The organism is Vibrio sp. 661, from assembly GCF_033339315.1.
Classification (GTDB): Bacteria; Pseudomonadota; Gammaproteobacteria; order Enterobacterales; family Vibrionaceae; genus Vibrio; species Vibrio alginolyticus.
This window is the reverse complement of sequence record NZ_JAWOUJ010000001.1, coordinates 210,043-234,088: the sequence shown is the minus strand read 5'-3', so window position 1 is coordinate 234,088 and position 24,046 is coordinate 210,043. Positions and strand designations below refer to the sequence as shown.

Below are 24,046 nucleotides of genomic sequence, written 5' to 3'. Positions count from 1 at the left end.
TACCCGAGGCGTACAAGGATGACTTCCTCCGCCCTAAACTAATTTAAGGGGGATGAGAAGGGAGTAGAAAATTTACCGAATGGTGTTTTTTCGAGTCAGATCACCAATCTAGGGAGGAATTAGTAAGTTTGTTCGGTTTTGAGCCGCTACAAAGTGATAGCCATTTCATATTTTTGACTCTAAGCCGTCACATAAAGTAATTAAATTACACGAATATTTTTATATTTAGGGTGGTTGACCTTAGTAAGACAAAGTTTTTAACTTATAGTTTCCTAAAGGTAGCAATAAATATTAAATAAAGTATCTCCGATGACACGACTTCTCTCTCGCCCCTACCCCCTGGGCGCAACATTGAATAAAGAAGGCTGTAACTTCTCTATTCATGCTCCGGGCGTAAAAGACATTCAACTGGCATTGTTTGCAGACGATGGCAGCTACGAGCTTCGCGGTTTACCGAATGAATACGCTGGCATACGTCATACTTTTATTCCAGATATTAAGCCGGGGCAAAAATACGGTTATCTTGTCTCCCACAAGGACGAGCCACTGTTAATTTCTGATCCGTACGCAAAATCAATAGATAAAGCCCTCCACTATCATCCTCCCTACTCTCCAGCCAAAAGTTTCGATATGCCGAAGTGCGTCGTTATCGAAGATGATTTTGACTGGCAAAACACGGATCACCCGCGTATACCCAGAGAAGAGATGGTGTTGTTTGAGACGCACGTCAAAGGGATTACCCAACGCCACCCAGAGGTTGAGGACAAGCTGAGGGGGCGCTATTTAGGTCTTGCATCACCTGAAATGCTGGCCTTTTACAAACAGCAAAACATCAACACGCTGCAATTGCTACCTGTCGCAGCATGCATGCATGAGCCTCATCTACTAGAGATGGAAAAGGTCAATTATTGGGGATACAACCCTTATCTATTTATGGTGCCCGATCCGCGCTACGCAGAACAAGACGCCGTTACGGAATTAAAAACAACAATTCGCGAATTGCATAAAAACGGTATCGAAGTGATTCTCGACGTGGTTTACAACCACACTGCTGAAGGTGGTGAAGGGCCTACAATTTTCAACCTGAAGGCCCTCGATTCCTGTTTTTACATCAAACATGGCAACCACTTCGCCAATTACACTGGCTGCGGAAATACAGTGGATCTCACCTACCAACCAGCCTTAAACCTTGTGATGGATACATTGCGCTACTGGGTTAGCGAATTTAAAGTCGATGGCTTCCGTTTTGACTTGGCTGCAACGTTAGGTCGACAGGGCGATGATTACAACCCAGAAGCAGCTTTCTTTAAAGCCGTTGCGCAAGACCCAATTTTGCGTGAAACCAAATTGATTGCCGAACCTTGGGATATTGGTCCAAATGGCTACCAAGTGGGTAACTTTCCATTTGGTTGGAACGAATGTAATGACAAACTGCGTGATATTTCCCGCAGTTTTTGGCGCGGTGATCAAGGCTATTTAAAAGAGTTTGCCACTCGATTAATGGGCTCTCGTGACATTTACAGTGCAGCGAACTGGCCATACAAACTCACCGTAAATTACATCACGTATCACGATGGCTTCACACTGCAAGATTTAGTGTCTTACAAGCACAAACATAACGAAGCCAATGGCGAAGAAAATCGCGACGGTCACGGTGACAATCGTTCAGAAAACTACGGTGTTGAAGGCGAGACCGAAAATCTGATGATCATCGCCACGCGTGAGAAGCAAAAACGCAACCTTATTGCTAGCTTGCTGTTTGCCTTCGGTATCCCACACATTCTCACTGCTGATGTTCTGTCTCACACCCAAGGCGGTAACAATAATGCCTATTGCCAAGATAACGAAACCAGTTGGCTGAACTGGGAAGAGACAGAACGTAAGCAACATTTCAAAGCATGGATGTCACAAATGGTCGCCAACCGAAATCAATACATGGTGCCATTTATCCGAGCTTTCAGTGGCGAGAATCGCAATAACAACCGTATTTTCTGGCGCCGTACAGACGGTCGCTTAATGGAGCACGATGATTGGAACCGTTTAAGCTCTGTCGCACTTCACCTTGGTATCGGTAAAGAAGGACAAGAGCTGGTCTACCTCATCAACCAAACTAACGCCACAGCGCGCTTTAAGCTCCCCAATGAGCGAAAGCAAGAATGGGTGACGATCTGTGATACAAACGTACGTAACCTCAACCCAGGACATGCTGAAGGCGAAGTCTTGCTGTCACCCACCTCGATGGTGATTTTGCACTATCAACCAAACCAAAGAACACCAAAAGGTGAGCAAACGCGTAGCTAAGTTATAAACGCTCCAAAAAAGGAAAGCCGATGCATCTCAGTGCTTCGGCTTTTTTGTTGGTTAGATTTGCCTAACTCATTATTCGCAAGGCGGCGCTAGGTGGATCAAAGCCAATCCACCCAGTGACGTCTCGCGGTATTTCTTGTTCATGTCTTTGCCCGTTTGATACATGGTTTCAATCACCTTATCCAACGAGATCAAACATTTACTGTTACGCTTTAATGCCATACGAGAAGCATTGATCGCTTTCATTGCGCCCATTGCATTACGCTCAATACACGGAACTTGCACTAAGCCCCCAATTGGGTCACAAGTCATGCCTAGTGAGTGCTCCATGGCAATCTCGGCCGCAATACAAATTTGCTCATTGCTACCACCACGCAGCGCCGTCAAGCCAGCTGCCGCCATGGAAGAAGACACGCCAACTTCGCCCTGACAACCCACTTCGGCACCCGAGATAGACGCATTGGTTTTGTACAAAATGCCAATCGCACCGGATACAGCAAGGAAGTCTTTAAGCTGTTTAGTATCGAGCTCTTTGATGAAGCGATGGTAGTACATCAATACCGCTGGAATCACACCCGCCGCACCATTAGTTGGCGACGTTACGACTTGTCCACCAGCCGCGTTTTCTTCACTCACAGCAAAAGCAAACAGGTTAATCCAATCCATGATTTCCATCGGATCGTTTTCGATTGCTGCATTTGCTTCAAGCTTCTTCAGCAAGTTAGGCGCACGGCGGGTCACGTTCAAGCCGCCATCCAAGATACCTTCTGTCTCGAAACCGCGCTCCATGCAACGCGTCATCACACGCCAGATCTGTTCTGCACGTTGATTGATGGCTTCCATATCCTGAAACGCTTGTTCGTTTTTCAGAATCATGCCGCCAAGGCTCATGCCATTCTTCTCTGCCTGTGCCAACATTTCGTCTGCACTGGAGAATGGGAACTCAACTTCTACGGGAGCAGTCGCACTGCCATTTTGCAGTTCATCCGCCGTTGCGATGAAACCACCACCGATAGAGTAGTAAGTTTCAAACCCAACCTGATTGCCGTGCGCATCGAGCGCAGTAATCGTCATGCCATTCTCATGCAGAGGAAGGTTCTCTTCATGGAACAACATGTCCGTTTTGTAGTTGAATTCGATTTCATGACGGCCATCGACAGACATCATGCCCTCTTCAATCGCCTTGCGCATCGCTTTGTTCGCAGAAGCAATTTTGATGGTATCTGGTTTGTTACCCAACAGACCCAAAATCGTTGCACGGTCAGTATGGTGACCAATCCCCGTTAACGAGAGTGAGCCGTATAAATCGACTTGAATACGAACCACTTTTGCCAAGTTCGATTCAATCAAACGAGTGAAGTGGTAACCCGCGATCATTGGACCATTGGTGTGAGAGCTAGAAGGGCCCACACCAATCTTGTAAATATCAAAGATGGACAGCATAAACTTACCTATTACGACAATGCAGCATAAAGCCAATCAGGGAGAACCATACAAGCAGCGATGGTCGCCACAGCGAACACCAACAGCCCGTAATGGCTTGCGGTTGGCTTTGCAAAAAGATGTTTTTGATTATTGATAAAGGTTTGTTGCTCGGCAGTCACAGCGCCCCAACGACGGCTTACTAACACACCAAACAAAAGGAAGACGAACGTACCAATTGGCGCGAACCACGGCCAAGCCACGTCGAGATACATCGCAGTAAACACCGCAATCACACTCATGATACTGCCAACGATCACGCCTTTCTCATTGGCTTTTGCCCAGAATAAGCCAAGCACGAATGAACCCAAACGGATACCAACAAAGATGGAAGTCAAGCTAGCGATGGTTTTGAGTACCGATTCATTCGATACCGCCAGTAGAGCTGGCACTACCACCATAGCCGCTGCAAGCAAACTCATCTTTCTTGCGACTTTTTCGTAGTGCTCATCATCGGCACTCTTGCGAACGAAACGCTTGTAGATATCAAACGTCGCGACGGTCGCCATCGAGTTGTAGGTCGAGTCCAGCGTCGACATTGCGGCCGCCGCCAATGCGGAAATGATCAAACCAACGACGATTGGGTTAGTGTGGTTGAAGACGAAATCCAAAATCACTTCGTTGCTGTTTTCAAACGATTGATCTTGATAGAAAACACTCAAAAGAACACCGAGTACCGCGAAGAATAAGTACACAAAAAATGCACCGTAACCACACAACAGCATCGACTTCTGCGCCGTCTTTTCACATCTCGTCGCTAACGTGCGTTGGATGATCAATTGGTTGGTGCCGTACACACTCAAATGCAAAAAGCTCACGGCAACCACGCCAGCCCAGAGTGTGGTATCTACGCCCAAATCAAAATCTAAGTTGATGATATTCAGGTGATCACGAGAAAGGTAATCTGCCGCATTAATCTCTGTCATTAGAATGGCAAAGATAGCGATGCTGCCCGCAACCAATACTGCAGATTGCAACATATCGGTCCAGATAACCGTGGAAATTCCGCCCGCATAAGTATAGCAAGCGGTGAAAATACTAATGTAGATAATGGCTTCAGAAATACTGATAGGCAGAACTTGCACTAAGATCAGCGCCACGGCATACAAAATCACACCCGCAGAGATACATTGAACCACAATGAACACAATCGAGTTGATGGTTCTTGCATACACCCCAAAGCGGTGCTCAAGGTATTCATAAATCGAAGTCAAGCCCAGCTTATAGAAGACAGGCACAAAGAAAATGACGGTGAAAAAGATAACGATGGGATAGTTAAGGTGAATACTCATCGCTTCCATGCCAGAGCTATAAACCCAACCAGGCATCCCTACAAACGTCATCGCACTAATGTAAGTCGCAAGTATCGAAACACCCGCCGTAAACCAGCCAAATTGCTTTCCACCCGTAGAAAAGTCGCCACCATTGCTGTAGCGCTTATTCACTAAATAGCTGATTAATATGGTGATTAACACGTATAACGCAATCACCACAAAACTTGAGTACGTAACCATTTCAGGGTTTCCATAATTCTGGGTGCTAATTATTTGTGCTTGGATATTACTTTAAAAAAGCATATCTAAACGATAATCCCGCCATAACTGTGACTATAATCACCAATATAGACGGTTATATATTCAAAAATGCCAAAAAGACCGATTTAATGAGACTCCCATCACTAAAAATCACCGATTGGGTACGCATTCATTTTAAAATTGATATTGATCACGGATCTAATGACCTTAAAAAAACTATGATTCACCACGACACGAAATCGAAGATGATCCCAATAAGATCGTGTTCTTTAAGTTTGAATAGCAACAAATCCTAAGTGAAATAGAGGTTTATCGGTCATGAATGCCAAAAGACACATGAGCGAAGTTCCTATGATTCAAAGGGTAGCTGCCTATCTAGCGATACTGGTTGGTTACTTTTTCTATTGTTATAACTTTGTAATTATTGACTACGTACGCCCATACATCGTTGAAGCGTATGATGGTATTAGCCTGTCAGACACTGCCCAGTTCTATACATGGCAGTCGGTTGGTGCACTTATCGGTGCATTGAGCTGTGCTTGGTTCGCAACAAAATTTGGTAAGAAATCCACTCTTATTACCATCACAGCCCTAAACGGTGGCGCAACGATCATCAATATGATGTTCACCGACTACACAACATGGGCAGCAATGCGTTTCATCATTGGTTTGTCACTGGGTGGTTACTTCACCGTGGCAGTAAGCCTAATGATCGGCCTATTTACGCCAACGGTACGTGGTAAGTTGACGGCATTCGCGTCTTCTATGTTCTCTGTAGCACTGATGGTAATGGGTGCGTATGCAGCATTTATTGCAAGCATTGATGCACCATGGGAAAGCCTAATGCTTGTTGGTGGTATCCCACCATTGGCAGCCGCTGTTGTCATGATCTTTGTACTACCTAGCGACAGCAAAGTGATCGCTTACGGTGAAGAAGAGCAAGCAAAAGCAGAAGAATCAGATGCACCAGCGAAAAAAGGCTCTTGGGGCGAAATGCTAAGCAAGCCTTACCGTAAGATCACTCTAACGTGTCTATTACTGGCTGGCCTTAATTTCTACGGTTTCCAATTCTTTGGTGGCTTCGTAACCACTTACCTACGTGATGTACGTATGTTCGACGGTGCAACCATCGGTCTCATCTTCTCTATCTCAGCATTTGGTTCACTGTTTGGTGCGTGGTTCTGGGGTTGGGTAGCTGACAAATTCGGTCGTAAGGTGAACGCATTTGGCTTCATCCTAGCGGGCATCATGGTTTCAATCTTCTTTGTTGCACCTGGCGACATGGTGATTGGCGGCCTAAACATGCTGGCTCTACTTGGTCTGATTTACAACTTCGGTCTGTCTTCTTCAGCGGTATGGGGTGGTTACTTCTCAGAACTGTTCCCAGCACACCTACGTAGCTACGGCGCGGCGCTATTCCACGGCGGTCGTATCCTCGGTATGTGGGCACCAATGGTACTTATCTTCATCCAAGAACGTACCGACCTACAAACCGCAATGTGGGGTTCACCAATCGTATGGATCCTTGCTGGTCTTCTATGGCTATCACTGCCAGAGACACTAAAAGGCGGCGTGTTCGATAAGAGCAAAAAAGCCGAAGCAGCAAAAGCGTAACTGAATTTCAAAAACTCCGGCTGGCTCCCCGGCCGGATGAAAAAACTTAATTTCGAGTCCTGTTCCCAAAGCCGACTCGACAGCAAATAAGAGAGTTTATTATGTCTAAATATCAAGAAGCGAAACGCGTTGTACGTGAATACTTCAGCGCAATGGAAAACGCAACTCACGAGAACGTGGCAGAAGTACTAAAAGCACACACTTCAGAAGATTACCTATGGCGTGGTGTTTACCCATTCCGTGAGCAACAAGGCGCTCAAGCAGCGGCTGACGTTTTCTGGGCTCCTTTGATGAAATCAATGACTCGCATGCAGCGTCGTCAAGACATCTTCATCGGTGGTGAGAACGAAGTAACATCAGGTGAAATCTGGGTAATGAGCATGGGTCACTTCATGGGTCTATTCGACGCTGAATACCTAGGCATGCGCCCAACTGGCAAAATCATGAACATCCGTTACGCAGAATTTAACTGTGTTGAAAACGGCAAGATCACTAAGACTGGCCTATTCCTAGACCTTCTAGGTGCAATGGACCAAGCGGGTTGTTACCCACTGCCACCATCAACAGGTAAGCACTTCGTATACCCTGGTCCTCGTAACCACGATGGTCTACTGTTCGAAGACGCAGCACCAGAAGAAGGCGTAGCAACACTAGCACTAGTGAACAAGATGGTTGATGACCTATCTGCACTAAACGACAGCGGCGCTATGGGTTGCCCACCAGAAGTTCTTGAGAAGAGCTGGTCTAAAGACATGATCTGGTACGGTCCATGTGGTATCGGTGCGTCTTATACAATCCCTCGTTACCAACAGCAGCACCAATTGCCGTTCCGTAACAACCTAAAAGACAAGAAGTTTAACGGCCACGTATGTCGTTTCGCAGAAGGTAACTTCTCTTGTTTCTTCGGCTGGCCAAACCTATCTAACACGCCTATCGGTGGTTTCCTAGGTATGACAGGTGGTGAAGTACGTGCAGACATGCAAGTGGTTGACGTTTACTACCGTGACGGCGACAAGCTATCTGAGAACTGGGTACTGATCGACCTTCCTTACTGGCTAAAACAGCAAGGTCTAGACGTGTTCGAGCGTACTCAACAGATCCTAAACCCTTCTCTATAAGAAGTCCTAGGGGCGGATTGTCAACCCGCCTTTATGTTGCCTGAATCCCCTCTCGGTTCAGGCGACATGCTCCCAACTCGTGCCTCAAGGATGGGGCACAACCTCAAGATAGAACCCTTATTCAAAACGGGCATGAACGCACGGTGGCTTTCTGCGCCCTGAATAATGAGATTGATGATGAAAAAGTCGACCCTTTCTGCAGTGATTTTAGCAGCGCTTACTTCTAGCTCAGCCTTTGCTGCACACACTTTTGTTAATGACGCTGGCGACAGCCTAACCATCGATGGCCGTTTCGATCTTCGCTACCAAGACCGTGGCGGTGATGACAACGGCGAATGGAACAGCGGCAGCTCACGTTTCGGTTTGAAAGGCCAAATGGGTCTGGATAACGGCTGGACTGGTTTCGGTCACGCGGAATGGGGCTACAACTCTGGCGCGAACGGCGACAACATTTACGACCGCTTGCTATACGCAGGTGTTGATCACGAAAAATACGGCAAGATTGCTGCGGGTACTAAACAGTGGTCTACCTTCTACGACGTAGCATGGTACACCGATTTAGGTCGTGTATTCGGTACTCGTGGCTCAGGTGTTTACAACCTAGCTGACTGGGGTATCGCATCCGGTGCTGGTCGTGCGGAAAACTCAATTACGTACCGTAATTCAATTAATGAAAAAGTGAGCTACGGCTTTACTTACCAGACCACGCGTGAAGGTGTTGCTCTAGCAAGCAATGCGACAGCCTCACTGAAAAACGGCATGGGTGCTTCGATCACTTACAAACCCGTTGATGGCGTAACACTGGGTGCGGCTTACCATCAAAATGAAGTTGCGGATCTAGACGCAAGCGTGGTTGGCGTAGAAAACGGCGACAACATGCGCATCATGCTATTGGGCGCAAACTACAGCAACGGTGGCTTCTACGCAGGTGCGACTTTCCACGTTGGCGAAAACTGGGAAGCAGTGAGCCAAGGCGGTACGGACGTAATGTTCGATACCCTAGGTGGCGAAATCTACACTTACTACCACTTCGACAACGGCCTGCGCCCAACGTTGAACTACAACTACATGGAAGATCGTGGTGACGAGACGCAAGGTTACGAGCGTAACTTGCTGATTCCTGGTCTTGAATACCACTTCCAGAAGAACAAATTCCTAGTTTGGACTGAATACCAGTTCGACCTAGGTAAAGATCAGTACGATGGCAGCAAATTCGAAAACCGTGATGATCAATTCGCGGCAGGTATTCGCTACTACTTCTGATAATACTCATCGCTCACCACCTATACCCAAGTAACCTCAAGGTGGTGAGTGATGAAGTTCTTATCAACACAAAGCAAAGTTATCTTGAAGCCAAGTAGTCATCACTTCACTAATAATTAAAGGCTGCTCAAGCGTAGATAGATGCCCACACTCAGGGATAACATGAAGCGTGACGTTTGGGATGCATCGCTCCATGAGCAGATGATTGTCTAGCGGACAAAGCTTATCTTCTTTACCTGTTATCACCAACGTAGGAACTTGAATGTCCGCCAATAAAGGTCGAGCATCCGGGCGAGTTGCTAACGCTTTAGCATGTGCTTCAAATGCCTCCAAACCTACATTGACCGCCATGCCTTCTATACGCTCAGTTAACGCTTTGTCTTGCAAACGGCTTGGATGAATCAGCACAGGCATCAGAGTGTCAGGCGTAATGCGTTCAAACTCACCACTTAGCGCACGGCTAACCAGTGCATCACGCTTTTGTGTCACCTCTGGCTTTTCATCTGCTGCATTGGTATCCATGAGGATCAAGCCTTTGACTCTGTTTGGCGCTTGACGGTACACCTCAAAGGCAAGAATCCCACCCATTGATAAGCCACCCAAGACAAACTCCTGCGGTGCGTCTTGCAACACTTTCTGCGCCAGCTGTTCCATTGACGGCAATGAGGCCAGCGTCGGGCATGAAGGCTCAACCCAACTTGGCAACGCTCGGTTGACTTCCTCAAACAATGTGCCATCACAAAGTAGTCCGGGTAGCCAAACTAACGAGGTGGGTTGTGTCATTTTATTCTCCTGCCAGCGGCTTTGGTTGATCAGACCCAAGAATGCAATACGTCAAACTATTACCACGCAAGTTCGTCAGTGAATAAGACGCACCTTCTGGAACATTCAGCACATCACCGCGTGTTAAAACAACATTAGCTTGTTCGCCTTGATGCGTGAGGACCACCTCTGTATCGCCATCAAAGTTGATAAGTACTTGTTTTTCTTCTCGGCAGTGTTGAGGAATCGAGCCACCTTCAGAAAGCTCATAAGCCATGATGCTCACTTCATCTTCACTCTTTACTTGGAAGTCATAACTCGCCAAAGGGTGACCCGTTAAGGCGTATTGTTTCACGTTGCTTCCGCTGAAATCGCCTTTGATTTCACGATAATCTTTTTGCAGAGCGACAAATGGCATCATCTCTTCTGCGGTGTAGGTATCGAAGGTCGCGAGCTCTTCTTCGGTAAGCAGCGGCATCAATTCTGATTCTTGTGGCACCGGGTCGCCATTAATGGTGTCCACGAGTGTGCCATCGGCTTTGAGGTATAAACCATAACCTTGACTGTCTTTAATAACGTTTGGATGCCAAATAACGCCGCCACCTGAATCGTCGCCGCCAAGTACCGAGAACATAAAGCCGTAATCGCGGCCAACCACTTCAAATCCACGGAAGAGATTGGTTGGAATCGAGATGACGTCACCGTGAGACAACACCGCCTCATGCTCTCCATCGTTCCCCCAATAAAAACGGAACTGACCTTTGAACACCAAGAAAAGCTCAGCGGTGCGATGAGAATGTAACGAATTTTTGATGCCCGGCGGTTGGCCTGCAGCACCAATATTAAAGCCCGCCGTATCGCGAATATGAACATGCTGACGACTGCTCTCTGCCACCCCTGCACCGATAATACAAAAGTTATCTTTGAGATCACTGCCTGGCGTGCGCGCATCAATAAACGCACTCGTACCCGGAATCAGTTCCATGTAGCGGACCAGGTTATTATTCATTTTAGATTGTAGAGTCATTGTAAATCCTTGTTGTCCTTGTTTGGACCTAGCCTTTGAATTGTTAGTTACAAGCCTAAAGTTAGTTACAGACCGAAAGTGTGTTACAGACCTAAAGGTCGCCCACCATCAACCGCGATGGTATTGCCTGTCGAGAAGGTCAAAACTTCTGCTGCGGCGTACACGGCTTGAGCGACTTCTTCGTCATTGGCTAAACGCTTAAGCGGTGTGGATTGTTCTTGTTGATTACGCCATGCGTCATCCAAGCCTTTGACAAACTCAGTGTCGACAAGCCCTGGAGCAACAGCCAGAACTCGAACCTCGGGAGACAGAGCGCGAGCTAAAGAACGGGTCATGTTCTCCGCGGCAGATTTACTTGCACAGTAAGCAATGTTGCTCCCCATCGCAGTCTGTGCCGCGATAGAAGTAATGTTAACCACACAACCATTGGCTTGCTTAAGCCAAGGCTCAAACGCTCGAACCATGGCAAAAGGCGCACGGACGTTCACTTGGAAAATTTGGTCAAACAGCTGGTCATCTAAGCTTTGCAAATCAGAGTGCGCGACGAATTTCGTCATCCCCGCACAGTTGACCAACAGATCCAGCTTGTCGCTTATTTCACTGACTTGATGTTTAAGCTGTTCAATCGCACTAGAATCTGCCACGTTCAATTTGAATGCTAGATGCTCGTTACGTGGCAGCGAGGAAAGCACATCCTCGGCCGCTTTCTGATTACTGTTGTAAGTTAGAATTACGCGATATCCCGATTCAGCTAGCTTGCGACAAATGGCGGCACCCAGTCCGCCACTGCCGCCTGTGACTAAGGCAAGTTTCGACATATTACGCCTCTTCCACTTTGCCTTTGTAACGGCGTACACGAATATCAGCTTGCTCTTTGTGACCAGCAAAACCTTCGAGTGCACACAAGCGAGAGCAATACTCACCGACTTTGAGGGACGCCGCTTCCGTTACACGCTGGTAAGTACAGGTCTTGATAAATTTACCTACCCAAAGGCCACCAGTGTATCGCGCCGCTTTCTTCGTTGGCAGTGTATGGTTAGTACCAATACATTTGTCGCCGTAAGAAACGTTGGTTTCACGACCTAGGAACAAGGCACCGTAGTTGGTCATGTTATCTAGGAAGTATTTAGGATCTTCCGTCATCACTTGAACGTGTTCAGAAGCGATATCGTCTGCCACTTCCACCATTTCTTCGTAGCTATCACACACAATCACTTGTCCGTAATCTGCCCACGCTTTACCCGCGACTTCAGCCGTTGGAAGAATGGTTAACTGACGTTCGATCTCTTTAATGGTTTCTTGCGCAAATGTTTCGCTATTGGTCAACAATACAGCAGGAGAGTTGTAACCATGCTCAGCCTGACCAAGCAAGTCTGCCGCTGCCAATTCCGGGTCACAGCCTTTCTCATCAGCAATGACCAAGGTTTCCGTTGGCCCTGCAAACAAATCGATACCAACGCGACCAAACAACTGACGTTTTGCCTCTGCCACAAATGCGTTACCCGGCCCTACAATCATATCGACTGGCGCAATAGTCTCTGTACCAAGAGCCATTGCACCTACCGCCTGAACACCACCGAAGCAGTAGATTTCATCCGCACCCGCCATTGCCATCGCAGCGACAATCGCGACATTCGGCTGGCCGTTAAACGGAGGCGCACAAGCAATAACACGTTTTACGCCCGCGACTTTCGCCGTCAGTACACTCATGTGAGCGGATGCAACCAATGGGTATTTTCCACCAGGGATGTAACAACCCACGCTGTTTACTGGAATATTTTTATGCCCCAGTACCACACCAGGCATGGTTTCTACTTCGACGTCTTTCATTGAGTCACGTTGAATTTGAGCAAAGTTTCGAACTTGTTGCTGAGCGAACTCGATATCATGACGAGTCGATTCATCAAGCGCATCCACACAGGCTTTGATTTGCTCTTCTGACAGGCGGAATTGCTCCGGCGACCAGTTATCAAACTTTTCAGACAACTCACGTACAGCGCTATCACCTTTCGATTCAATATCAGCAAGAATGTTTTCAACAATCTGACGCACTTTTGCGTCGTTTGATGCTGATACTTCTTCAGTGATTCCGTTTTTTAAAATGCGTGCCATTGGGTTTCTCCTTGAACATTGAGGCTGACGAACGGTTATTTTTATGCTTTTGGATACGAATGCAAAATCAGATTAAACACTTAATTAACATTTGACAAGTTAAGTCAACAAACCACAAAAACAATCCTTAAGCCTTTGCATTTATTAGTTTAAACAAATAAAAGCAAGTAATAAGGACCTTAATTGAGTTTAATTTTTAATCAAAAATGAGTTTTAGATCACATCATTTTTACTCATCATTTACATTTCTACATGTTAGTTTTTGCATACCTTTGCAAAGGAGAGAATCATGAGCAATTTTAAACAACGTCTGAATCAAGAAACGATATTAGGTACATTTGTTAAAACCCCTCACCCTCACATTATCGAAGTATTGGCACTGGCAGAGTTGCCTTTTGTGGTACTGGATGCAGAGCACGCACCTTTCGATCGCTCCTCGCTTGATCTGTGCATCATGGCGGCCAGAGCGAATGACCTCGCGTGCGTGGTACGAGTACAAGACAGCGCCCCTTCAACCATTTTGAACGCGCTTGACTGTGGCGCGGCGGGTGTACAAATTCCCCATGTTTGTACTGCTGAGCAAGCGACGCAACTGGCGAAAATCTGCCATTACGGAGAAGGTGGCCGAGGGTATGCTGGTTCCAGTCGAGCAGCGCAATACGCCACTAAGCCCATGGTTGAACACTTAAAAGACAGCCGTGCGAATACGATTGTCATTGCACAAATTGAAGACCCTCAAGGGGTTGAAAATGTTGAAGCGATTGCCAATGTTGAAGGAATTGATGCGCTCTTCATTGGCCAAGTTGATCTCACTGTCGCTTATGGTGCTGATAGCGTTCATGATGAGAAAGTCGCACAAGCAAGTATGCGAGTAATCGAAGCGGCCAGAGCCGCCAATAAACCTGTTGGCATGTTTGTCGCGACGGCTCAACAAGCTCGGGAATGGCGTGAACTCGGCGTTAGCTTCTTTTGTGTTGGCTCTGAACACAAAATGATCATTGATGGCTTCAAACAAGAGAGAAATGTGATGAATTCTTGAGTTTTCTCTGATATTTACGCCTTATCAATGTAATGCTCTAGACACAGAAATCCCCTAGCCCATACACTCAGCACGTATGAGCAGGTTCAATGGCCTTAAATAAGGAGTATCACCATTAAAGCGAAAGTAACTTCGATCGACGTCGCGAAGATGCTCGGCGTCTCTCAATCGACGGTATCTAGAGCATTCAGCCCGACTGCGAGTATTAGCGAGAAGAAACGCAAAATGGTGATGGATGCCGCAGCTAAGCTCGGATACACACCGAATGCCATCGCCCGAGGTCTGATTTCGAATCGTTCAGGCTTAGTGGCGATTGCGTTAGATAGCGAATCAAACCCAATGTACGACATGCAATCTCGTGCTTTGGCTGTCGAAATTCAAAAGCGTGGCGGACAAGTTGTGCTTTGCCCTATCGACAAGGACGACCTCGATCTCGCCATTTCACGCGCCATTGAATACCAAGTGGACGGACTCGTTATCGCCACCAGCCGTTTAACTTCACGCGCGTTTGCCCAATGCGAAAAGTTTGGCGTTCATTTAAGCTTGATCAACCGCTACGCCGAGGGTATTAATGCCAACAGCTCTGGTATTGATAACCGCTTGGCGGGCCAACAAGCAGCCGAGTATTTAACGCAGAAAGGCGCAAAACAGTGTGCTTATATCAGTGGCGATGCTGGCTCCATGACCAGTGAAGAGCGTTGGCTGGGTTTCTCTTCAAAATTGCAAGAACTCGGCTCCCCGTCACCAACCTTTATCCAAGCCAAGTACAGCTTTGAAGCAGGCTTAGAAGCGGCGAAAGCGATCTTGTCGCACACTAGCAAACCCGATGCAATTTTTTGTGCAAACGACATCCTCGCCATGGGTGTGATGGATGGCTTGCGACAAGCCGGAGCAAAGATCCCCCAAGACTTCTCTGTGATGGGTGTAGATAACATTCCGATGTCTGCATGGCCGAGCTATGATTTGACCACCATTGCTCAACCAGTCGACAAAATTGTTAAACGAGCGGTTGAAGACTTGATGAATCGAATCAACGGCAACCTGGATGCAACTGGCGAATACCTTTTCGAGCAAGGCACCTTGATCGAACGTAGTAGCACCATTTAATAAATCCATTTTTATTCATTCTTCATAAAACAAAATGCCTTGCTTTCGAGTAAGGCATTTTCTGTGATCACGATTAAATTTTCACCAATCGTTATTTAATACCTCATCAATTCATCAATCTTGTTATTGACTTGTTACTTTAATGTTTTATTTTGGATTCGTATGCAAAATGGATATGAATTGCTCAACTAATTTATAAAAACATAAAAAGTTGTGTGACTTGCCGACGAATGCCCATGGCAGGTCATACCAGAAACAAGGAAGAACGATGAAGAAAGCAATCCTTACTTCACTTACCGCACTGGGGCTTGCATTTAGCAGTATGAATACGTTTGCAACCAGTGTTATTCGTCTTGCTCATGACAGTCAAGAAACCTCTCCCGTACACAAAGCAATGCTCTATTTCGAACAAGAAGTGGAAGCTCGCTCAAACGGTGAGATAGAAGTTGAAATCTATCCGGCAAGACAACTAGGCGATGTGCGTGAGACGACTGAACTCGTGCAGCAAGGCAACTTACAAATGACGTTTGGTGCGTCAGTTTTACTCTCTCCCTACGTCCCAGAGTTTAACGTGCTCGACGTGTTCTACCTTTTTGATAGCGAAGAGCAAGCACACAAAGCGCTCGACAGTGAGAAGATCGGACAACCATTGTTGAATGCTATGGAATCAAAAGGCTTTCATGGACTTGGCTTTATGGAGGTCGGCTTTCGTAGCGTGACCAACAACAAACAGCCAATTGATAGTATTGAGGACCTGAAAGGGCTAAAGATTCGCTCGGCATCTAACCCCACTCAAATAAGCGCGTGGAAATCTATTGGTACTGCGCCAACACCTCTGTCTTGGGGAGAAATTTTCACCTCGTTACAACAAGGCCTGATTAACGCTCAAGAAAGTGCTATCTACTCTATTTATGCCGAACGTTTTTACGAGGCACAAAAGTACCTCTCTTTAACTAACCATATATACACCAACTACGTGTTGTTCATGAACAAATCGTTTTGGGATTCACTGCCTGCAGAGCAACAGGCGCTGATCAGTGAAGTAAGCAAAGAAACCATCGCTAAGCAGCGCGAGCTCGCCGCTAAGCAAAATCAAGAAGTGATCAAAGATCTCGAAGCGAAAGGCATGACGGTTAACATCGTCCCAGACGAGGTACGCAGCATCATGAAAGAGAAAATGAATGCGGCCGTGTACCAGGACTTGCGCAGTAAAACGGGTAAAGACTTGTTTGACAACGTGATGGCCGAGATAGAACGCCTATAACTCCCACTCTTTTGCACGATCTGGCAACAGGTCGTGCTTTCTCGTTTTGGAGGTGAACATGAAGTGGTTTCGCTTACTAGACAAATACCTAGAACCAACCCTTATCGTTATCGCGATCTCAACGATGACAACTTTACTGTGCTTGCAAATCGCCCTACGCCTGTTCGATGCAACGATCGCGTGGGCTGAAGAGCTGGCTCGTTATTTATTCGTATGGGCGATGTACCTGAGCATCAGCTACTGTATCCGAGATGATCGACACATCCGCATTCGTGTGTTCATCGATAAACTTCCGGGCAATTGGACGCAATTCAGTTTGATTGTCTCTGATCTTATCTACCTTGCCTTTAGTGCAACTGTCGCCTGGTTTGGATTTAAGGTTATAAACCGCAGCCTGCAACTCGGTCAGATTGCACCCGCAATGGAAATTCCTATTGCGTGTTTGTATGCCTCTGTTTTAGTTTGCGCACTATTAAGCTGCGCGCGCCTAGTGACAAGCATTTATCAACGTGTGAACGCGTGCTCCACCAGCAATGAACGAGTTCGCTTTTCTCGCCAACGCTATCGCCATATCAAAGCAAAGTATCGTACTTCTAACCGACTATTGGAGTTTAACGCATGACGTCTGCACTTTTGTTTGGCAGCTTTGGTCTGCTTCTGCTCATTGGCGTTCCGGTCGGTATTGCTCTGGCGGCAGCCAGTATGGTCGCGATACTCAGTCTGCCGTTTCTTAACATCGAGTTTTTAGTCCAAGGAATGGTAACAGGGCTCGACTCTTTCCCTCTCCTCGCCGTCGTTCTATTTACCTTGGCAGGTAACCTTATGAGCCAAGGAGGGATCTCAAAACGATTATTACACGTGGCGGAGGTCTTCTTTGGCCACTTTACTGGTGGGCTTGGCATCGTCGCCATTGTGGCGTGCATGTTCTTCGCTTCCATCTCTGGTACGGGGTCTGCCACTGTTGCCGCTATCGGCCTGACGATGATTCCCTCTATGGTGAAGAAAGGCTACGACCGCAGCTTTGCCGGTGCCTTGATCGCCTCTTCCGGCGGGATTGGCGTCATTATTCCACCCTCTGTGGTGATGATCGTCTACGCGATCACAGCTGAAGTCTCGGTCACCAAGATGTTCATGGCGGGCATCATTCCTGGCTTGGTCGTCGGTATGGTATTGATCGGCTACTGTCTAATTGTCTCAAAAATGCGGGGCTACACAGGTAACGAGCGCAAAGCGACCTGGGCAGAGCGTCTTGATGCGCTAAAAGAAGCCAGTTGGGCAATGCTACTACCCGTGATCATTCTCGGCGGTATCTATTCCGGTATCTTCACACCTACCGAATCCGCAGCGATTGGCGTGCTCTATGGCTTATTCTTTGGCATGTTTGTTTATAAAGAACTCAAACCAGCGCAAGTGGTGAAAATCATTCTAGAGTCGTCACTGTTAGTTGGCGCTGTGCTCGTCATTGTGGGTGCGTCCGTGACGTTTGGCCGCATATTGACCCTAGAACGTCTACCGACCGAGATTGCTCAGTTCATTCTATCGATTACTGAAAACAAACTTCTGATACTGCTTTGCATCAATGTCCTGTTGTTGCTTGTCGGTACCTTTATGGAAACGCTGGCAGCCATTGTTATTCTCACGCCAATTCTGTTACCCATTACGTCAGCACTCGGCATGGATCCCGTTCATTTTGGGATCGTGATGATCGTGAACTTGGCCATTGGCTTTGTTACGCCTCCTCTGGGTGCCAACCTGTTTATGGCAAGTCAGGTAGGCAAAGTACCGATAGAGTCGCTCTCTAAAGCCATCATGGGTTGGATTGGTGCAATGATAGTGGCCTTGATGTTGATTACCTTCATCCCTGCCATCTCGCTATCATTACCTGCGCTTTTATCCTGATCGTTGCACTCATAGAGCGCTTATGACTGTTATAGCCACTAGATAAACACCTTTCTAGTGGCTTATTCGTTATCTACTTCCGATTTAATAAAAAAGCCTTTAAGCATTCGTATGCAAAAGGAAAATTTGAAAGATATAAGGATAATTGACACCAAAATAGCTGAATATTAGCGATAAAGTCTATTTGGGTGCCTTGATCTGCATGATTATCAGTTTTGGCTTAATCATTTGTTTCCATTCAAACAGATCAAAATAAATTAAGCGATTAAAAAACAATAAGATATTAGGAAATTCATACAAAAAACTTTGACCTCCTTTCTTATTAACACGTCTCGATAAGAGATAGCTTCCATCTCGCCTGTACTTTTTTAGTTTGTTTTCTGCTCAATTGTTAAAAATCTGATCATCAGCACGCTATTTAAACAATCGAAAAACAATCCGTTGACAAAATGGCAACATGATATATTTTGAATACGTAATCAAAACATAATTATTCAATTACGGAGGTGATTTATGGCCATGGTTGGCTTCGATGAAAAGTGGCGTGACTTTCCCGACTACATTCTTGGTATCACAAAAGAGATTTGGGAAGACCGAGGTTTAAACACCTTAGAACACTACTACTCTCCCGACATTGTTGTGCGTACTCCACTCTCTATCGTTCAAGGAAACGAAGGGGTGATCAGTGCAACAATGGCGACACTGGCCGAGTTTCCCGATCGCACGCTATATGGCGAAGACGTCATTTGGTCAGGCACCCCGGAACAAGGCATGCTTTCTTCTCATCGAATCATCTCTACTGCAACACACAGTGGCAACGGCTTCTACGGGCAAGCCTCAAACCGCAAACTTCGTTTCCGTATTATCGCAGATTGCCACGCTATCAATAACCAAATCAATGACGAATGGTTGGTTCGCGATCAAGCCGATATCGCGAAACAACTGGGTATGACGTCAGAAGAGTTTGCACGCCAACAAATCGAATTTGAAGGTGGCGTGGAATCAAGCCCATTTCCGTTCACACCTGAAGTCGACATTCCTGGACCTTATTTGGGCGTAGGCAACGACAACGAATATGGTCAGCGATACGAAGCAATTCTCAGAAGCCTTATGAATGCCGAGTTCTCAATAGTACCGAAAGAGTACGACCGCGCTTGCATCGGCGAATACACTGGCGGTCAAACTGCCCTATCACACTCGGAAGTCGATCATTTTTGGATGGCACTTCGTGCGTCTTTCCCAAATGCTCAATTTACCGTTCACCATCGTATTGGCCGAGATGACGACATGATGTCACCACGCGCGGCAATTCGATGGTCTTTGCACGGTAAGCATGAGGGATATGGGATGTTTGGTAAGCCTTCAGGAAAAGAGGTTTACATCATGGGGATCAGCCACGCTGAGTTTGGCCCTTGGGGTCTTCGTCGCGAATTCACTTTGTTTGACGAGACCGCAATCTGGAAGCAAATCCTGCTTCAGCAAGGCTAACGGCTGACTAAACACTATTTATTAAAATCACAGACAGTAAGGAAGCAACATGTCACTCAACATCATCGAACAGTTCTACCAGAACTACTTCAAAGCCGCAGACATCGAGCAAAAACAGGCCGCTCTGCAAACTTTGAACCCTGACGTAAAATGGTGCGTGGCGCACCCTGTGAACGATCTTAATGGCCCAGATGCAACCCACGAATCTTTCCTCTCACCACTTGTTAATGCTTTGCCTGACGCCGAGCGCCGACCAATAATTGTTATGCACGGCGAATACGAAGGCCGCACTTGGTACAACTCTACCGGCTACTTTATCGGTACATTTGAACAACCACTGTTTGGCATCCCAGCAACAGGGAAAACACTCTACTTGCGTTACACCGAAATGGTGTGTGTGGAGAACGACCAAATCACCGAATCTTACATGATCCCAGACTTCATCGACGCGATGAATCAAGCAGGCTGCAACCCTCTTCGTAAAAGCTTAGGTCACGATGGCTTGGTTCCTTCTCCTGCAACTTCTAACGGTATTCAACAATCTGTTGTGTCTTTGGAAGAAAGTGAAAAGAGCGCCCAGCTGGTTGAAGATATGCTGTCTTGCTTGGGTCGTTTTGATGGCAAAGATCTTTTCTCGATGGATTTAGAAAACTACTGGCACAATGACTTCATGTGGTACGGCCCTGCTGGTATTGGTACTACGCGCGGTATCAAAGGTTTCCGTAACCACCATCAAGCGCCATTTGTGTTTGCGTTCCCAGATCGAAGTGTCGATATTGAGGTCAATTTTTTGGCCAAAAATGACTACGTATCCACAGGTGGTTGGCCACATATGCATGGTACTCACACTGGTCACAGTGGCTGGCTCGGTCTTGCCCCAACCGGAAAACACATCGAACTTCGCGTTATGGACATTTGGCGACGCGAAGGCGATTTACTGAAGGAAAACTGGGTGGCGATCGACATCGTTCATATCCTGCTGCAACTTGGCTATGACGTGTTTGCACAAATGAAAGAACAGTTAGAAGGACCTAATTATGCATGAGTTTGGCGCACTTAACTGGAGCATCCTTGGTGGATACATAGCCCTAACGCTAGTATTGGGTGCGGTGATTGGTAAGCGAGTAACTTCAGCTAGCCAATTCGCTTTGGGTGATAAGAGCATCCCTTGGTGGGCGATCGGTATTTCTGTCGTTTGTACTTACGTGAGTGCCATGTCTTTCCTTGGTGGGCCAGCTTGGTCTTACAAAGAAGGCCTGTCGGTTATCGCGATTCACCTCAATTATCCGCTGGTGATCTTCTTCATCGTGGCTGTGTTTATGCCGTTTTTCTACAACAACGGTTTAACCTCCATCTACGAGTATCAAGAACGACGCTTCGGTAAGGCTTCACGACTGACTTTGTCGTTTATCTTCCTTATCAAACAAGCATTGAGCTCGGCAGCCGTACTCTACGCGACAGCAATGATTTTAGAGTTCATTACTGGTATCGACGTGATGTACTGCATCATGATCGTCACTGCAATTGCCCTTATCTACACCGTAATGGGCGGTATCGCGGCTGTCATTTGGACCGATGTGATTCAAGCAGTAATCTTATTTATTGGCGCATTCATCATCATTGAAGCCGTTTGGAATGGCATGCCTGCTCCAATGACGGAGGTCATGGCAGAACTCAAAGCGAAAGGAATGACCGATGCCCTACAGACAAGTTTTAACCTAAGCCAAGTAACGACGGTATGGGCTGGCGTTATCGCAATGACGATGTTCCACACCACCGTGTATGGCGGTAACCAGATGATGGTACAACGTTGTATGGCCGCTAAAAGCATGGGCGATGCGAAAAAGGCAATGTTGATGATGGGCTACGTGGCCTTCTTTATTTACTTTGTCTTTATCTTGCTTGGCGTACTGTTCAACGCTTATTACGACGGTAAAGAGTTTGAAAACGGCAACACCATCATTCTTCATTATGCGAGTGAATATGGAATGCCAGGCTTGATGGGCATCATTGCCGCTGCGATTCTGGCGGCAAGTATGTCGAGTCTCGATTCCGCCTTTAACTCAATGGCGACCGTTTCTGTGGCTGACTTTTACAAACGCTTCTACAAGCAAAACGAGTCGGAAGAGCACTACTTAAAGGTATCGCGTTTCTTCACGGTGGCGTGGGCGATTTTGGTCATCATTCCAGCGATCATGTTTGCCACCAGCACAGGCTCGGTACTGGAAGTGCTGAGTAAGGCAGGCTCTTACTTTGTCGGTGCGAGCTTCTGTATGTTCGTCCTTGGTTTCTACTCAAAACACATTACGGAAAAAGGCTTGTTAATTGGCGTTGCTGCTAGCTTCTTGGTGATTTGGTATGTAGCCGTTGCGACCGATATTGCGTGGCCTTGGTATTGCGTGATTGGCGTGATTGTGAATGCCGTTGTCGCTTACATTGCTAGCCTTCTCCTGACGGGTAAACAAGATGAAATGCATCTTTACACAGTGAAAGGCCAGCAAGCGGAATATGCGCGTCTAAATAAACCAATCAAGGAAGATGGTTGGTATGTCGTTCCCGGCAAAATCGATGCTCCATGTTATGGCTTACTAGTGATGTTTGTATTCTCTCTCGTGATGCTTTGGGGGATCAACGCGTTTACCGACAACGCTCCTATGCTGATTAACTTTATGCGTGGCTGCTCTATTCTTGTCGCTACCGCTTGCATCGGATACATGGGGTATTCACTCCTCTCCCCAAAACGTAAAGTTGCAGTCAAACAAGCAAATTAATGTTCTTTACGTAGATACTGTACGTCCAACAAACGGACAGTATCTACGCTCTAGATCTAGTGCTAGCTCAAAGCAAACCAAATGGGTTAACCCACATTTTGCTTTTTAACACTCCAAAGCCATTATTCTACTTAGGATACCCTGTCAGAACATTTATGAATACGTACCTATTTATGCTAGTCTTATGACCTCAATTACTGGCAACTAAGTTTTATTCATGAAATCAATTAAACACGTAGTCACATCAAAAGATGTGGCAAAGATGGCAGGCGTCTCTCAATCTACTGTATCGCGCGTGTTTGTTCCGGGTAGCTCAGTATCCGAAAAGACCAAGCAAAAAGTCTTTGAAGCGGCTAAAGCCCTTAACTACCGCCCTAACGCCTTTGCACGTAGCCTGACCACAAACGAATCGAAATTGATAGGTTTGGTGTTTCCTGATGCGGATTACCCTATCCATATGAAAACACTGCAATTAATTTCCAGTGAGTTACAGAAAAAAGGTTATTCTGCCGTATTGATTCCATGGCAAGTGGATGAAGAAGAGGGTCACTCAATCCCAAATATCTTCCAGTATCGCGTCGATGGTGTCATTGCCGCTTCCGCAACCTTCAATAAGTCCCTTTATGAAGAATGTGAAGAGTTTAATATCCCAATTGTTCAATACGCACGAGTTGTTGAAGGTACTAGGAGTAGCTACGTTATCAGTGACAACTACGAAGCAGGCCAACAAGCCGCGCAACTTCTGCATAAAAGTGGCGTGAAGAACGCGGTTTATTTGACGGGAGAAGTGCCAACCTTTACGAATGACGAACGCCAAAGCGGCTTCTGCTCTGAATTTGAAGACCTAACCGGCAAGACGCCACGCATCATTGAAGCCAGTTATGACTACGCGAGCTCACTTGATAAAGTCCGTGCCATACTGGCAGACAAAAATCGGCCTGAAGCGGTGTTCTGTGCAACCGATAACCTTGCGATGGCGGTCATGGATATCGCTCGTATAGAATGCGGGTTGAGCATTCCTCAGGACTTACAAGTCATTGGCTTTGATAATATTCCTCAGACAGAATGGTTAAGCTATCAATTAACCACATTCCGCCAGGATTTCCGTCGCCTCGCTCGCGAATGCGTGAAGATCATTGTTGATCAAATTAATACGAAAAACGGAAGCCTAGTAAAAATGATGGTGCCAGTGAAGTTAATCGAGCGACAGACAACAAAAGCTTAAATAGCTATAGCCAGCCATTCGGTTGGCTTTTTT

General features: G+C 46.6%; 19 protein-coding genes. 13 read left to right on the top strand and 6 right to left on the bottom strand.

The features are described from left to right. Positions 1-309: 309 nt before the first annotated feature. Positions 310-2,301 (top strand): glycogen debranching protein GlgX, encoded by a 1,992-nt coding sequence (gene glgX, locus R7P69_RS01060; RefSeq protein WP_238952409.1) that lies wholly within the window; start codon positions 310-312, stop codon positions 2,299-2,301. 78 nt (positions 2,302-2,379) lie between these two features. Here the strand turns inward: glgX and R7P69_RS01055 are convergent, their stop codons facing one another. Both R7P69_RS01055 and R7P69_RS01050 read right to left on the bottom strand, forming a co-directional pair. Then, positions 2,380-3,750: an L-serine ammonia-lyase gene (locus tag R7P69_RS01055; RefSeq protein ID WP_005383410.1), complete on the bottom strand. Its 1,371-nt coding sequence runs from the start codon at positions 3,748-3,750 to the stop codon at positions 2,380-2,382. Between the two features lie 11 nt (positions 3,751-3,761). Further along, the gene (locus tag R7P69_RS01050) at positions 3,762-5,303 is read right to left on the bottom strand and encodes a sodium:solute symporter (RefSeq protein WP_213965780.1); all 1,542 of its coding nucleotides are present in this window, start codon (positions 5,301-5,303) and stop codon (positions 3,762-3,764) included. 339 nt (positions 5,304-5,642) lie between these two features. Here R7P69_RS01050 and R7P69_RS01045 point away from each other — a divergent pair, with 339 nt between their 5' ends. The 3 genes from R7P69_RS01045 (at position 5,643) to R7P69_RS01035 (ending at position 9,319) form a co-directional block, all read left to right on the top strand. Beyond that, complete coding sequence (locus tag R7P69_RS01045) at positions 5,643-6,938, top strand: MFS transporter (protein WP_005374774.1); 1,296 nt, start codon at positions 5,643-5,645, stop codon at positions 6,936-6,938. A 101-nt stretch (positions 6,939-7,039) separates the two neighbouring features. Continuing rightward, entirely contained in the window at positions 7,040-8,056 is a 1,017-nt protein-coding gene (locus tag R7P69_RS01040) for a nuclear transport factor 2 family protein (protein ID WP_005374772.1), read from the top strand. 177 nt (positions 8,057-8,233) lie between these two features. Continuing rightward, positions 8,234-9,319 (top strand): porin, encoded by a 1,086-nt coding sequence (locus R7P69_RS01035; protein WP_213965802.1) that lies wholly within the window; start codon positions 8,234-8,236, stop codon positions 9,317-9,319. Between the two features lie 63 nt (positions 9,320-9,382). On the opposite strand, the gene R7P69_RS01030 is transcribed toward R7P69_RS01035, so the two are convergent. The 4 genes from R7P69_RS01030 to hisD form a co-directional block, all read right to left on the bottom strand. Beyond that, complete coding sequence (locus R7P69_RS01030; RefSeq protein ID WP_053307976.1) at positions 9,383-10,102, bottom strand: alpha/beta fold hydrolase; 720 nt, start codon at positions 10,100-10,102, stop codon at positions 9,383-9,385. A 1-nt stretch (position 10,103) separates the two neighbouring features. Then, the gene (locus tag R7P69_RS01025; RefSeq protein ID WP_017634482.1) at positions 10,104-11,108 is read right to left on the bottom strand and encodes a cupin; all 1,005 of its coding nucleotides are present in this window, start codon (positions 11,106-11,108) and stop codon (positions 10,104-10,106) included. An 83-nt stretch (positions 11,109-11,191) separates the two neighbouring features. After that, positions 11,192-11,926, bottom strand: a complete 735-nt coding sequence (locus tag R7P69_RS01020; RefSeq protein WP_047102420.1) for an SDR family NAD(P)-dependent oxidoreductase — start codon at positions 11,924-11,926, stop codon at positions 11,192-11,194. A gap of 1 nt (position 11,927) precedes the next feature. Then, on the bottom strand, positions 11,928-13,220 hold the full coding sequence (gene hisD / locus R7P69_RS01015) for a histidinol dehydrogenase (RefSeq protein ID WP_238952402.1): 1,293 nt from the start codon (positions 13,218-13,220) through the stop codon (positions 11,928-11,930). Positions 13,221-13,509: 289 nt separating this feature from the next. Here hisD and R7P69_RS01010 point away from each other — a divergent pair, with 289 nt between their 5' ends. The 9 genes from R7P69_RS01010 to R7P69_RS00970 all read left to right on the top strand — a co-directional run bounded on the left by R7P69_RS01010 (position 13,510) and on the right by R7P69_RS00970 (position 24,013). Next, positions 13,510-14,259, top strand: a complete 750-nt coding sequence (locus R7P69_RS01010; RefSeq protein WP_053307977.1) for an HpcH/HpaI aldolase family protein — start codon at positions 13,510-13,512, stop codon at positions 14,257-14,259. Between the two features lie 150 nt (positions 14,260-14,409). After that, a complete protein-coding gene (locus tag R7P69_RS01005; RefSeq protein WP_025768661.1) occupies positions 14,410-15,366 on the top strand; it encodes a LacI family DNA-binding transcriptional regulator in 957 nt (318 codons plus the stop codon). Between the two features lie 268 nt (positions 15,367-15,634). Then, positions 15,635-16,630, top strand: a complete 996-nt coding sequence (locus R7P69_RS01000; RefSeq protein WP_053307978.1) for a TRAP transporter substrate-binding protein — start codon at positions 15,635-15,637, stop codon at positions 16,628-16,630. 58 nt (positions 16,631-16,688) lie between these two features. Further along, positions 16,689-17,252, top strand: a complete 564-nt coding sequence (locus R7P69_RS00995) for a TRAP transporter small permease (RefSeq protein WP_025768663.1) — start codon at positions 16,689-16,691, stop codon at positions 17,250-17,252. After that, on the top strand, positions 17,249-18,529 hold the full coding sequence (locus tag R7P69_RS00990) for a TRAP transporter large permease (protein WP_005383432.1): 1,281 nt from the start codon (positions 17,249-17,251) through the stop codon (positions 18,527-18,529). The genes R7P69_RS00995 and R7P69_RS00990 overlap by 4 nt, the downstream gene beginning before the upstream one ends. 513 nt (positions 18,530-19,042) lie before the next feature. Further along, positions 19,043-20,017: an ester cyclase gene (locus tag R7P69_RS00985; protein ID WP_017820104.1), complete on the top strand. Its 975-nt coding sequence runs from the start codon at positions 19,043-19,045 to the stop codon at positions 20,015-20,017. 49 nt (positions 20,018-20,066) lie between these two features. After that, entirely contained in the window at positions 20,067-21,062 is a 996-nt protein-coding gene (locus R7P69_RS00980) for an ester cyclase (protein ID WP_017634491.1), read from the top strand. Continuing rightward, positions 21,055-22,788, top strand: a complete 1,734-nt coding sequence (locus R7P69_RS00975; RefSeq protein WP_151515258.1) for a sodium:solute symporter family transporter — start codon at positions 21,055-21,057, stop codon at positions 22,786-22,788. Before R7P69_RS00980 ends, R7P69_RS00975 begins: the two co-directional genes overlap by 8 nt. A 217-nt stretch (positions 22,789-23,005) precedes the next feature. Beyond that, on the top strand, positions 23,006-24,013 hold the full coding sequence (locus tag R7P69_RS00970; protein ID WP_005374731.1) for a LacI family DNA-binding transcriptional regulator: 1,008 nt from the start codon (positions 23,006-23,008) through the stop codon (positions 24,011-24,013). Positions 24,014-24,046: the final 33 nt, after the last annotated feature.

Bases quoted from the DNA above. Each gene is read 5' to 3' on its own strand.
- glgX (WP_238952409.1), top strand. From the start codon at position 310: ATGACACGACTTCTCTCTCGCCCCTACCCCCTGGGCGCAACATTGAAT.
- R7P69_RS01055 (WP_005383410.1), bottom strand. From the start codon at position 3,750: ATGCTGTCCATCTTTGATATTTACAAGATTGGTGTGGGCCCTTCTAGC.
- R7P69_RS01050 (WP_213965780.1), bottom strand. From the start codon at position 5,303: ATGGTTACGTACTCAAGTTTTGTGGTGATTGCGTTATACGTGTTAATC.
- R7P69_RS01045 (WP_005374774.1), top strand. From the start codon at position 5,643: ATGAATGCCAAAAGACACATGAGCGAAGTTCCTATGATTCAAAGGGTA.
- R7P69_RS01040 (WP_005374772.1), top strand. From the start codon at position 7,040: ATGTCTAAATATCAAGAAGCGAAACGCGTTGTACGTGAATACTTCAGC.
- R7P69_RS01035 (WP_213965802.1), top strand. From the start codon at position 8,234: ATGAAAAAGTCGACCCTTTCTGCAGTGATTTTAGCAGCGCTTACTTCT.
- R7P69_RS01030 (WP_053307976.1), bottom strand. From the start codon at position 10,102: ATGACACAACCCACCTCGTTAGTTTGGCTACCCGGACTACTTTGTGAT.
- R7P69_RS01025 (WP_017634482.1), bottom strand. From the start codon at position 11,108: ATGACTCTACAATCTAAAATGAATAATAACCTGGTCCGCTACATGGAA.
- R7P69_RS01020 (WP_047102420.1), bottom strand. From the start codon at position 11,926: ATGTCGAAACTTGCCTTAGTCACAGGCGGCAGTGGCGGACTGGGTGCC.
- hisD (WP_238952402.1), bottom strand. From the start codon at position 13,220: ATGGCACGCATTTTAAAAAACGGAATCACTGAAGAAGTATCAGCATCA.
- R7P69_RS01010 (WP_053307977.1), top strand. From the start codon at position 13,510: ATGAGCAATTTTAAACAACGTCTGAATCAAGAAACGATATTAGGTACA.
- R7P69_RS01005 (WP_025768661.1), top strand. From the start codon at position 14,410: ATGCTCGGCGTCTCTCAATCGACGGTATCTAGAGCATTCAGCCCGACT.
- R7P69_RS01000 (WP_053307978.1), top strand. From the start codon at position 15,635: ATGAAGAAAGCAATCCTTACTTCACTTACCGCACTGGGGCTTGCATTT.
- R7P69_RS00995 (WP_025768663.1), top strand. From the start codon at position 16,689: ATGAAGTGGTTTCGCTTACTAGACAAATACCTAGAACCAACCCTTATC.
- R7P69_RS00990 (WP_005383432.1), top strand. From the start codon at position 17,249: ATGACGTCTGCACTTTTGTTTGGCAGCTTTGGTCTGCTTCTGCTCATT.
- R7P69_RS00985 (WP_017820104.1), top strand. From the start codon at position 19,043: ATGGCCATGGTTGGCTTCGATGAAAAGTGGCGTGACTTTCCCGACTAC.
- R7P69_RS00980 (WP_017634491.1), top strand. From the start codon at position 20,067: ATGTCACTCAACATCATCGAACAGTTCTACCAGAACTACTTCAAAGCC.
- R7P69_RS00975 (WP_151515258.1), top strand. From the start codon at position 21,055: ATGCATGAGTTTGGCGCACTTAACTGGAGCATCCTTGGTGGATACATA.
- R7P69_RS00970 (WP_005374731.1), top strand. From the start codon at position 23,006: ATGAAATCAATTAAACACGTAGTCACATCAAAAGATGTGGCAAAGATG.